7 protein-coding genes are annotated in these 12,054 nt (G+C 72.9%); 4 read left to right on the plus strand and 3 right to left on the minus strand.

What is annotated here, in order from left to right:
- The first annotated feature begins 9 nt into the window (after positions 1 to 9).
- A complete protein-coding gene (locus E1288_RS10585; protein WP_132483779.1) occupies positions 10 to 1,170 on the plus strand; it encodes an FAD-dependent monooxygenase in 1,161 nt (386 codons plus the stop codon).
- On the opposite strand, the gene E1288_RS10590 is transcribed toward E1288_RS10585, so the two are convergent.
- Positions 1,112 to 4,222: a BTAD domain-containing putative transcriptional regulator gene (locus E1288_RS10590; protein WP_235883469.1), complete on the minus strand. Its 3,111-nt coding sequence runs from the start codon at positions 4,220 to 4,222 to the stop codon at positions 1,112 to 1,114. The two genes, E1288_RS10585 and E1288_RS10590, sit on opposite strands and share 59 nt — an antisense overlap.
- A 66-nt stretch (positions 4,223 to 4,288) precedes the next feature.
- Between E1288_RS10590 and E1288_RS10595 the strand changes: the two genes are divergently transcribed.
- Together E1288_RS10595 and E1288_RS10600 are read left to right on the plus strand one after the other, a co-directional pair.
- On the plus strand, positions 4,289 to 5,746 hold the full coding sequence (locus E1288_RS10595; protein WP_132483781.1) for a bifunctional phosphatase PAP2/diacylglycerol kinase family protein: 1,458 nt from the start codon (positions 4,289 to 4,291) through the stop codon (positions 5,744 to 5,746).
- A gap of 56 nt (positions 5,747 to 5,802) precedes the next feature.
- Entirely contained in the window at positions 5,803 to 6,249 is a 447-nt protein-coding gene (locus E1288_RS10600; RefSeq protein WP_132483783.1) for a universal stress protein, read from the plus strand.
- A 142-nt stretch (positions 6,250 to 6,391) separates the two neighbouring features.
- On the opposite strand, the gene E1288_RS10605 is transcribed toward E1288_RS10600, so the two are convergent.
- Both E1288_RS10605 and E1288_RS10610 read right to left on the minus strand, forming a co-directional pair.
- Positions 6,392 to 8,347, minus strand: a complete 1,956-nt coding sequence (locus tag E1288_RS10605) for a YhgE/Pip domain-containing protein (protein ID WP_132483785.1) — start codon at positions 8,345 to 8,347, stop codon at positions 6,392 to 6,394.
- 18 nt (positions 8,348 to 8,365) lie between these two features.
- Entirely contained in the window at positions 8,366 to 11,068 is a 2,703-nt protein-coding gene (locus tag E1288_RS10610) for an MMPL family transporter (RefSeq protein ID WP_132483787.1), read from the minus strand.
- 175 nt (positions 11,069 to 11,243) lie between these two features.
- Here E1288_RS10610 and E1288_RS10615 point away from each other — a divergent pair, with 175 nt between their 5' ends.
- Positions 11,244 to 11,948 (plus strand): TetR/AcrR family transcriptional regulator, encoded by a 705-nt coding sequence (locus tag E1288_RS10615; RefSeq protein ID WP_235883470.1) that lies wholly within the window; start codon positions 11,244 to 11,246, stop codon positions 11,946 to 11,948.
- Positions 11,949 to 12,054 lie beyond the last annotated feature (106 nt).

A 12,054-nucleotide genomic window follows, 5' to 3' on the forward strand; every position in this document is an offset into this window, starting at 1 on the left:
GGAGCGACGATGCACAACGAGAACATCCTCATCTCCGGGGCGGGTATCGCCGGGCCGGCGCTGGCGCACTGGCTGCGCCGCTACGGTTTCCGGCCGACCATCGTCGAACGCGCCCCGGCGCTGCGCGAAGGCGGGCAGGCCGTCGACTTCCGCGGCACCGCGCACCTGACCGTCCTGCGGCGCATGGGCATCCTCGACGAGGTGCGCCGCAGGCAGACCGAGCGCACCAAGATGGTGGTGATCGACGCCGCCGGGCGGCCGCGGGCGACGCTGCCGGCGGAGTTCGCCGGCGGCGAGGTCGAGATCCTGCGCGGCGACCTCGCCGCCATGCTCTACGACCTGACCCGCGACGACACCGAATACGTATTCGGCGACTGGATCACCTCGCTGACCGAGACCGCCGATGGAGTGCGGGTGACGTTCAACGACGCGCCGCCGCGCACCTTCGACCTCGTCGTGGGCGCCGACGGCCTGCACTCCGGCGTGCGGGCGCTGGCCTTCGGCCCCGAAACCAGGTTCCGGCGGTTCCTGGACCACTACGTCGCCGGGTTCAGCGTGCCCGACGAGCTGCGAACGCCGGGCGAGGTGCGGATGTACAGCGAGCCGGGGCGGATGATCAGCCCAGGCCTGGCGGTGTTCGCCTCCCCCGAGCTGGACTACGACCGCCACGACGTCGCGCAGCAGAAGAAGCTGGTCGCCGACGCCTGCCACGGGATGGGCTGGCGGGCGCCGGAGATCCTCGAGGCGATGTGGGCGGCGCCCGACTTCTTCTTCGACCCGATCGCCCAGATCCACATCGACCGCTTCAGCGCGGGCCGCATCGCGCTGCTCGGCGACGCCGGCTACGGCGCCACCCTCGGCGGGCTGGGCGCGGGCCAGGCGCTGGTCACCGCATACGTGCTCGCCGGAGAACTGGCCGCGGCGGGCGGCGATCACCGGGCCGCCTACGCCCGCTACGAGCACCAGATCAAGGACTTCGCGCGCGGCTGCCAGAAGATCGCGGGCAATGCCGGGCCGTTCATGGCACCGGCCACGCCGGCGAAGATCCGGCAGCGCAACCTCATGTACCGGGTGTTGTCGCTGCCGGGCATGGCGAAGCCGTTCAACAAGATCACCACGAAGGCGGCGAATGCGATCCGCCTCGCCGACTACTCGCGGTTTCTCCGGTGAGCAGCTCGATCGCCTGCTCGTACCCGAGCGCCGCGCCCCGGTCGAACGCCGCGTCGAACTCCTCGTCCGGGGCGTGGTCTGAGGCGCGGCCCCGGAGGGCCTTCGCGATCCCGAGCAGCAGCGCGGCGCGCTCGCCATCGCCGTCGAGCGCCGTCAGACCGGCGAGCCCCTCCACCGCCGTTGCCAGGACCGGCATCGTCCGGTTGGCCAGCGCCGCCGCCACGGCGGTGCGGTGGTGCTCCGCCGCCCGCGCCAGGTCGCCGTCGACCTCCGCGAGCCTGCCCAGCGCGGTGTGCACGGTCGCGCGGACGGCGGTGTTGGTCCAATCCCGCGCGCATGCCTCCAACGCCTGGTCGCACCATTCGCGGGCCGTGGCGAACTCGCCGCGCAGCCGGGCGATCTCGCCGAGGCCGAGCCGCGCCGCCGCCAGCACGGACGGGAGGCCGGTGGCGCGGGCCAGCGCCATCGCCCGCTCGTAGTCGGCTTCCGCCGCCGCGAGGTCACCGGTGCCCAGCAGGCGGTCGGCCCGCCGGCAGCGGAGATCGGCCGAGTCCTCGCGAGCGCCGAGCTGGTCGACGAGGTCCAGCGCCTCATCGGTCAGCGACAGCGCTTCCGCCGACGCTCCGCGCGCGTCCGCCAGCATCGCCAGTCCGTCGAGCGCCTGCGCCATCCCCCACCGCTCGCCCAGCTCGCGGAACGTCGCCAGCGCCCCGGAGACCTCGCGTTCGGCCGCGGCCAGGTCGCCGTGCACCAACCAGCGGGAGAAGCCGTCGCCGAACCCGATGATCGCCCGCACCCACGGGTCGGTGCCCGCGCGGATCTGTTCCTCCCCCGGATGGCTCGGCGCGCCCCGTCCCGGTGGCCCGGCGAACACCGCCCAGGCCGACAGCACGAACGGCTGCCGCACCGGCGCGTCCAGGCCGTTCATGATCTCCTCCGCGCGCCGGACGTGCCGCTCCAGCTGCGGTGCGGCGCCGGTGGACACCGCGTGCAGCACGCAGAGGACGTATTCCTCGGCCAGCTGCGGCGGATCGGTGCCGACCAGCTCCAGCAGTTCCGCGGCCAGCGGGGCGATGTCGCTGCGCACCCCGTGCAGGTACCAGTAGCCGGACAGCGCGCCGATCAGCCGCAGGGCCAGCTCGGAGTCGTTGCGGACCGCCCACTGCAGCGCCGCGGTCGTGTTGGCGTGCTCGTCGCGCAGCGTCTCCAGCCATTCGAGCTGCTCGCCGCGCCGAAGGTGCGGGTCGGCGGCGCGGGCCAGCTCCAGGAAGTATTCCGCGTGGGCACGGGAGATCCGCGCACGCTCCCCGGCCTCGTCGAGCCGCTCGGCGCCGAACGCGCTGATCGTGTCCAGCATCCGGTAGCGCCCGCGCCCGGTGATCAGCGACTTGTCGACAAGTCCGGCCAGCAGATCGTCGGCGGCGTCCGGCGGGAGCCCGCAGACCTCGGCCGCGGACCGCGCGGTTGCGCCACCGGCGAACACCGTCAGGCGGCGGGCCAGGCGTTGCTCGTCCGCGTCGAGGAGGTCCCAGCTCCACTGCACGACCGCCCGCAGGCTCCGGTGCCTCGGGGCGGCCGCGCGATTCCCCCGTGACAGCAAGGAGAATCCGGTGTCGGACAGGCGTGCCTCGATGTCGTCGAGGCGCAACGAGCGCAGCCGGGCGGCGGCGAGCTCGATCGCCAACGGCAACCCGTCCAGCGCGGCGCAGATGCGGATCACTCGGCCGGCGGTGTCCTCGGTGAGCCGGAACTCGGCGTCGACCGCCGCCGCGCGGTCGGTGAACAGGCGCACCGCCGGGAACGCCAACGCCTCGCCCGGCGCGGCGGCCGGTTCCGGGACCGGCAGCGGGCCCAGCGGGCACAGCGCTTCGCCGGTGATGCCCAGCGCCTCCCGGCTGGTCGCCAGGACCCGCAGGCCGGGACAGCCGGCCAGCAACCGGTGCACCAGGTCGACGACATCGGCGACGAGGTGTTCGCAGTTGTCCAGGAGCAGCAGCACATCGCGGCCGACGAGCGCTTCGAGCAGCCGCGGCACCGGCGCCACCGGCAGGGTCTCGCGCAAGCCGAGGGAGGACAGCACCGCCCGCGGCAGCTGGCTGCCGTCGCGCAGCTGGCTCAGGTCGGCGAACGCGACCTCGCCGGCATTTCGGGCGGCGGCCTCCAGCGCGATCCGGGTCTTGCCCGCACCGCCCGGCCCGAGCACGGTCACCAGCCTGGCCGACGCGAGCAGCCGGCCGATCCGGTCGAGTTCCGCGCCGCGCCCGACGAAACCGGTCAGTGGCACCGGAACCCGCGTCGCCGGGGGTTCCTCGGCGCGCAGCAGTGCGAGGTGCAGCTCGGCCAGTTCCGCCGAAGGGTCGGCGCCGAGCTCGTCGGCGAGGACCTGCCGGACGGCGGCGAACTCCGCCAGCGCCTCGGCGTTGCGGCCCTCCGCGTGCAGTGCGCGCATCAGCAGCCCGCGCAGCCGCTCGCGCAACGGATGCGCGTCCGCCTCGACGCGCAGCTCCGCCACGTCGGTGGTGCCGAGCTCCAGCCGCGCCTCGGCCCGGTCCTCGATCGCGGTCAGCCGTGCTTCGTCCAGCCGCGCGATCTGCTGCGCGGCGAACGGTTCCTCGGCGACGTCCGCCAGTGCCGGGCCACGCCAGAGCGCGAGCGCTTCGTCCAGCAGCGCCGCCTGCTCGCCGGGAGCGGCGGCCCGCCGCGCGGCGTCGGTGAGGCGGGCGAAGCGGTGCGCGTCGACCTCGTCCGGGTCGACCACCAGCCGGTAGCCCGCCGGATGGAACTCGACCGCCGCCGTCGATCCGGCCTCGCGGAGTTTGCGGCGCAGCCGCGACACCTGTGCCTGCAGCGCGTTGCCCGCGTCGTTCGGCGGCCGCTGCCCGTAGAGGCCGTCGACCAGCCGTTCCGACGGGACGATCCGGCCCGCGTCGAGCAGCAGCAACGTCAGGAGGGCACGCGTTCGCGGCGCGTCCACACCCCGGGCCACCCCGTCCGGGCCGCGCATCTCGACCGAGCCCAGGATGCCGAACAGCACCCGAAGATTCTCGCTCACGCCGAATGGCAGCGTTCGCGCGGGCGGTCATGGACAATCCGGGGCAGCACACGCGAAGGCGAGGGAATGAAGAACGCTGATCGGAAGTTCGTCGAGTGGTCCGCCAGGTTTCCCCGGACAGCTGTGGATCCCGCGCTGAAGGCGCTTACCATGCTCGCCGACCACAGCAAGCTGTGGTTCGCGGTCGCGGCGGTGCTGGCGACGAAGAAGGGCCCCACCCGCCGGGCGGCGCTGCGCGGCGTCGCGGCCATCGCCGCGTCGAGCGCCGTAACGAACGCCGTCGCCAAGCCGCTGCTGCCGCGCCGCCGTCCGGCGACGGATCTCCTGCCGAGGCACCGGCGTCTCGCGACACCACCGGATTCCTCGTCGTTCCCGTCGGGGCACACCGCCTCCGCCGCGGCGTTCACCACCGCCGTCTGCATGGAATCCCCCGCTGCCGGCGCGATCATCGCCCCCGTCGCCGCGGCGGTCGCCTACTCCCGCGTCCACACCGGGGTGCACTGGCCGACCGATATCGCCGTCGGAGCGGCCATCGGCGTCGGGGTCGGCCTGGTCACCCGGCGGTGGTGGCCGGTGCGCCCGTCCACCCCGGCGCTGGCGCGGCCGAGCGAGCACGTCGCCGAGATGACCTCGGGAGACGGCTTGGCGCTGCTGGTCAACTCCGCGTCCGGGAACTCCGACCACAACCCGTCCGCCGGGCTGGCCGCGCTGTGGCCGGCCGCCAAGCGCCTGCACCCGGAAGGCGATCTGGTCACGGGGCTCCACCGCGAGCTCGACGCGGCCGGCGACGGGGTGCGCGCGCTGGCCGTCGCGGGCGGCGACGGCACGGTCGCCGCCGCGGCATCCGTGGCCGCCGTCCGCGAGCTCCCGCTCGCCGTCGTCCCCGCCGGCACGCTGAACCACTTCGCCCGCGATCTCGGCGTGGAGGCCCCGCAGGACACCGCGCGTGCGGTGGCGGCCGGGTCCGCGGTCCAGGTCGGCCTCGGCGCGGTGCGCGTCGACGGCCGGCCGGTCCGGTGGTTCATCAACACCGCCAGCCTCGGCGGCTATCCCGACATGGTCCGGCTGCGCGAGAAGTGGGAGCGCCGCTGGGGAAAGTGGCCCGCGGCCGCCGCCGCGCTCGCCCGGGTCCTGGCCGAGGCCGAGCCGATCACGGTCCGCATCGACGGCCGGACCCGCAAGATCTGGCTGCTGTTCGTCGGCAACAGCGGATACCAGCCGAAGGGTTTCGCGCCGACGTGGCGCCCGTGCCTGCACGACGGCGTGCTGGACGTCCGGTACATCCGGGCCGACGTGTCGCTGTCCCGCATCCGGTTCGCCTTCGCAGCGCTGTCCGGAGCGCTGTTCAACAGCCACACCTACGTCCAGGAGGAACGGACCGTGCTGCACCTCGAAGTGCTCAGCGAGCCGCTGGCGCTCGCCTGCGACGGCGAGGTCATGGTCACCGGGCGCAGCTTCGACTTCGCCGTCCACGACGCGGCCCTGCACGTCTACCGCCCCGCGGACCCGCCCGGCTCCCGCTGACCGTGCGCGCCGTCCGGGCGCGGCACATCCTGGGGGGGCACAGCTGGGGAGGCCGCATGAACAGCGAACACCAGTACGCAGTCGTCGTCGGGGTGGATGGATCGCCGTCCTCGGATGCCGCGTTGCGCTGGGCCGTCTGGCACGCGGGCCTGGTCGGCGGGAGCGTCACCGCGGTCATGGTCTGGGACATGCCGATGATCTACAACTGGGAACCGCCCGGTGATCAGAACTTCGCGCGCCAGACCGCAGCGGAATTGCACCGCGTGATCAACGAAGCCCTCGGCGACGCGGCTGCCGAGGTGCGCATGGAAGTGGCGCAAGGGCATCCCGCGGGTGCCCTCTTGGACTCGGCCAAGGATGCCGCCGCCGATCTGATCGTCGTCGGCAATCGCGGGCACGGCGGATTCACCGGGGCGCTGCTGGGCTCGGTGACCCAGCACGTCGTGCACCACGCGCGCTGCCCCGTGGTCGTGGTCCGGCAGCCCGAGGAGCGGAAGTCCTGACGCGCGCTACTGGGCCCGCGGTGCGCCGGTCCCAGCGGCTGGTTGCGGACACCGACGGTGCGACCGGCGACGTTCGGGGCAATCCGGGCTGATCGGCGGGAAACGGGCCGGCCGGCCCGTTCACGACCGGTCGGCCCTGGGATCACGCCGTCCCGAAGTCGCCGCGCAGCGCGTGGGCCGTGCGCAGCCGGGTGGCGCGGGCCGTGCGCCCGCGCTCGATGGCCAGGAAGGTGACCACGAGACCGCACAGCGCCCAGGCCACCAGCGCCGCGATCAGCCCGCCGCTCGGGGCGGCTCCTTCCACGACCGCGCGCAACGCGTCCTGCGCGGTCGCCGTCGGCAGCACCCCCGAGACCGCGCGCAGTGCTTCCGGTACGGCGGCGACGAATCCACTGGCCAGCATCAGCACGGCCACCAGCATCGCGCCGAACCGCCCGGCTCCGCCGAACGCCGCGAGCGCGTGGTTGATCGCGGCGAACGCCACCGCGATCAGCACCAGCAGCGTGGCGGCGCCGAACCACTGCCCGACCGACAGGTCCTGCGCGATCCCGAACACCGCGGTCACCAGCAGCCCCTGCACCGCCGCGATCCCGGCGGGGAAGGCGAACTGCCGTGCAGTGAGCCGCAACGACGACCGGGTCGAGCCCAGCACCCGCTCGGGCAAGGGCCGCAGCACCAGGAACGTCGCGATCGCGCCGATCCACAGCGCCAGCACCGCGTACAGCGACGGCCCCGAGGAGCCGAAGCCGAGGGTCGTGCCGTTCGCGGTCGTGACCGGGTTCGCGACCGCCTGCGCGAGCTTGTCCCGGTCGCCGTCCGGGTAGCTGGGCAACTGGTCCACGGCCTGGCCCAGGCCCGAGGACAGCTGCCCGGAGCCGTCGCCGAGCTGCCGGGCGCCGTCACCGAGCTGCCGCACCCCGCCGGCGAGCTGCTCGGCGCCGGTTGCGAGCTGGTCGGCGCCGCCGCGGGTCTGCGAAAGCCCGTCCGCGAGCTTCGTCGCGCCGTCGTCGAGCTGGGCCGCGCCGCCCGCCAGCTGGTCGATTCCCTGGGACAGCGCCGGAAGGCCGCCGCCGGAGCCCGGCGTGCGCCCGGCGAGCGCGTCGAGGCCGCCGGCCACGCCCTGGCTCGCCTGCTGCAGCTGCCCGGCCCCGTCGCTTAGCGCCCGCGCCGCCGCGGCCTGCCCCGCGAGCTTCTGGCAACTCGGCAGCACGGCGACCGCGCATTCCTTCGCCGATTCCTCCAGGCTCTGCGCGAGGCCGTCCAGGCCGGTGTTGAGCTGCTGCACGCCCTGCGCCTCCTTCGCCGAGACGTCGGCCAGGGTCGCGGCCTGCTGCGGAAGGTTCTTGGTCTGGTCGCGCATCGCGGCGAGCCCGTCGGACAACCCGCCGGTGCCCTGGGTCAGTTGTGCCGCACCGTCGTCGAGCTTGCCGAGGCCGTCGGCGAGCGACTTCGAACCGCTCGCCAGCTGGTCGGCGCCGCCCGCGAGCTGGTCGGTCCCGCCGGCGAGCTGCTCGGCGCCGTCGGCCAGCGACGTCGCGCCGTCCGCGGCCTCGCCGAGCTTGTCGCCCAGCGTGTTGAACCCGACGTAGACGTTGTCCAGGTAGGTCGTGGTCAGCTGCTGCCCGAGCAGGTTCGCCGCGGTGGTGGTCACCGCGCGGCTGATCGTCTCGTCCACGAGGCGGCCGCGGTCGCCGGTGGTGACGTCGATCGTCGCCCGCGTGGCGTCCGCCGGGTCACCGGAGAAGGAGGTGGCGGCCGCGGAGAAGTTCTTCGGGATGGTCACCACGGCCGCGTAGGTGCCGTCCCGCAGGCCGTCGGCCGCGGTCTGCTCGGTGGCGAACTCCCAGGTGTAGTTGCTCTCGATCTCGTCGCCCACGAGCTTCGCCGACAACTGCCGCCCCAGCGGGGTGAGCTGCCCGTTGATCTCCACCGGCTCGTCGTTGTTGACGATGGCGGCCTTGACGCCGCTGAGCCGGTCCTCGGGCTTGCCCAGCGACCACGTCAGCAGCCCCGCGACGGCCAGCGGCACCAGCAGCAGGCCGACCACGGCCAGCACCGGGAGCCGGAAGCGGGACCGGCCGTTGTTCCACGAACGCACTGCGATTACCTCTGCTTTCTAGCGGATCGCGCCGGAGAGGGTGCGGGGTTGCCCGGCCGGGCGGAGGTCGGAGGCGGTGGCCCACGGCGACTCCGGCAGGACGTCGCCCACCTCGGCCAGTCCGGTGGTGCCCGCGACCACCGTGATGCCGGTTCCAGCGAGCAGGCCCCGGATCGCTCGCCGCTCGCCGGGGTCGGAAACCCGGTCGGTGCGGTCCAGGACGAGCACGGCGGGTTCTTCGCGGAGCGCCAGCCGAACCGCCTCTGCGCCGCCTTCGCCGGCGTCGACGTAGGCGACCTGCGAGCGCACCGTCGCGGCCCGCGCGGGCAGGACGTGGCCGAGCACCTTCAACTTGCCCGCGTCCGGCTTCAGCCGTCCGGACAGGGTCAGCAGCAACGCCGTCACCGCCGGCTCCGCACCGCCGCGGACGACGTGCACTCCTCGACGCGGCAGGAAGAAACCGACGCCCGCGTAGATCGAGCGACCCGAGGACGGGTCGGCCAGCCGCAGGCCGTCGCAGGCGATCGCGTCGTCCGCGCCGGGCCGCGGCCAGTCCGCCAGCGCCAGCTCCTCGCGGAGGTTCTCGCCTTCCACGTCGAAGGACGGCAGCACCCGGTTCAGCCGCCGCGGCATCCACCACGCCTTGTCGCCCATCAGCGCGAGCACGGCGGGAACCAGCGTCATGCGCACGATGAAGGCGTCGACGAACACGCCGACCGCGAGCCCGAGCGCGATGGGCTTGATGTTCGCGTCGCCCTCCGGGACGAACGCGATGAACACCGCGAACATGATCACGGCCGCGGCCGTCACGACCCGCGCCGAGGAGACGAACCCGGAGTTGATCGAGCCGCGCGCGTCACCGGTGTGCACGAACTCCTCGCGCATGCGGGCGACCAGGAACACCTCGTAGTCCATGGCCAGTCCGAAAAGGACACCCATCAGCACGATCGGCATGAAGCTGATGACCGGCCCGGTGTTCTCGACGTTGAACGCGCCGGCCAGCCAGCCGTCCTGGAACACCAGCTTCACCACGCCCAGGGAGGCGCCGATGCTCAGCAGGTAGCCCAGCGTCGCCTTGATCGGCACCGCGATGGACCGGAACACCATCGTCAGCAGCACCAGCGAGAGCCCGACGACGACCACGCCGAACGGCAGCAGCGCCGAGCCCAGCTTGGCCGACACGTCGATGCCCACCGCGGTGAAGCCGGTGACGGCGATATCGATGCCGTAGGTGTCCTTGAAGTGCCCGCGCAGCGACCGGATGTCGTCCACCAGCTGCTTGGTCTCCGCCGAGTCCGGCTCGCCTTCCGGGACGACCTGCACGATCCCGGTGTCGGCGGTGGGGTTCGGGGTGGCCAGCGGCACGTCGGCCACGCCGGGCAGCCGCTCGATCTCCGCCTTGAGATCCGCCATCAGCCCGAGCGGGTCGGTGCTGGTGACGATGTTGGCGGTCACGATCAGCGGGCCGTTGAAGCCCTTCGGGAAGTGCTCGTCGATCAGGTCGTAGGTCACGCGGGCGGGCTCGTCCTTCGGCAGCGCGCCGGCGTCGGGCAGCGCGAGCCGCAGCCCGGCGGCGGGCACCGTGGCGAGGCCGAGCACCGCGATCACGGCGAGCACGGTGACGATCGGGAAGCGGGTCACCGCGCGCACCCAGCCGCCGAAGAACCGCTCCCCGAAGGCGGGCTTGGTGCGGCGCTTGCGCGGGCGCGGGCGCATCCGGTCGCCGGCGAAGCCCAGCAGCGCGGGCATCAGGGTGACCGAGACGAGCACCGCTACGCCGACGCCGACGGCCGCCGCGACGCCCATCGTGGTCAGGAACGGGATGCCCGCGACGCCGAGCCCGACCAGCGCGATCATCACCGTCAGCCCGGCGAAGATCACCGCCGAGCCCGCGGTCGCGTTGGCGCGCGCGGCGGCCTCCTGCGCCGACGCTCCCCCGGCGAGTTCCTGCTGGTGGCGCGACACGATGAACAAGGCGTAGTCGATGCCGACCGCGAGGCCCAGCATCAGCGAGAGCAGCGGCGTGGTCGCCGTGATCGGCCCGAACGCCGTCGCGATGAAGATCAGCGTCATGGAGATGCCGACGCCCACCAGCGCGTTGATCAGCGGCATCCCGGCGGCGAGGAACGAACCCAGGGTGATCATCAGGACCACGATCGCGATCACCAGGCCGAGCGCCTCGGTGACGGTCACGCCGGGGAGCTTCTGCGAGAACAGCTGGCCGCCGTAGGAGGCCTGCGATCCCGCCGGCAGGCGCTCCTGCAGCTCGTGGGTGATCTGGACGATGCGGTCCTTGGCGGGCTCGCCGATCGCGAAGATCTCGCCGTCGAGCTGGACCATGATCAGCCCGGCCTGGCCGCTCTCGCTGATCGCCCCGCCGAAATCCGTCTGGTAGGGCGAGACGACCTGGGACCGCTGCGGCACGTCGTTCAGCTCGTCGACCGCCCGCTCCACCTCGCGCTGCACGACCGGATCCCGCATGCCGCCCGGTGCCACCACCACGATCTGCGCGGAGGCGCCGCTGGTCTGCGGGAACGTCACCGACAGCCGGTCGAGCGCCTCCTGCGACTCGGTGCCGGGAATGCTGATGGAGTTGTCCAGGCCCTTGTTCAACAGGCCCGCCGCACCACCTGCGACGGCTAGGACCAGCAGCCACAGCGCCAGCACTGCCTTGCGGGCCGCGAACGCTCTGCGGCCGACGGAGTAGAGGAAGGAGGACACGCAGACTCCTGTCGCCGGGGTGGCCGGACGATGTCGATGTCACCGGACGAGAACCGATACCGCGCCGTATCGGATACGTCACGGTATCCGATACCGGACCGTATCGACTACGATGGGGTAGGTTCCGGGCGCGTGCGAAAGATCACGGAACCATTTGCGGGGAGGGAAAGTTCGCGTGAGCAAGACCAGGTCGGCCGCGACGGCGGGCGGCGCAACCGGGCCCGGCAATCGGGAGACGGCCCGGCGGGCCAAGACCCGCGAACGGCTGATGGACGCCGCGTACGAACAGTTCTGCGAGCACGGGATCAACGGCATCTCCATCGAGGCCATCGCGGACGCGGCCGGGTTCACGCGCGGCGCCTTCCACTCCAACTTCGACAGCAAGGAAGAGCTGTTCGTGGCGCTGGCCGAGCGGGAGAACCGCCTGCGGCTGGAGGTGTTGCGGGAGAGGTTCGACGACGCGGTCGCCCCGCTCGGCCGAACCGAGGGCAAGCCCGGCCCGGAGCTGATCGAGGAGGCACTCGCGGACCTGCTGGCGTTCCTGCCGGAAGAGCGGCAGTGGTGCCTGCTCAACAGCGAGTTCCGGCTGCTCGCGATGCGCGAACCGCAGATCGCGCCGCGCTTCCTGGAGTCCACGCGCGCCTTCCAGCAGCAGCTGTCCGACATGATCGACGCCGCGCTGGAATCGGTCGGACTGCGCTTCGCGATCGACTCGATGCACCTGACGCGGCTCCTGCTCGCCCAGTTCGAGTCGGCGATGCAGGACGCGATCCTCTCCGGCGACGACGACCCGGTGCGAACGGTCCGCGACTACATCATGCTCACCCTGCCACGCCTGGTGCACACCCTCGCCGAGGTCCGCGAACCCGCGAAGCAGTGACCACCACCGAGCCTGGCGCGAGAGCTGCGGACCGGCGCCGACGGCGATGCCGCCTCCTGATCCCACAAAGCAGAGAAAAGCGCCAATGACGGCGCCATCTGTCTCG

It is taken from the genome of Saccharopolyspora elongata (assembly GCF_004348985.1).
Classification (GTDB): Bacteria; Actinomycetota; Actinomycetes; order Mycobacteriales; family Pseudonocardiaceae; genus Saccharopolyspora; species Saccharopolyspora elongata.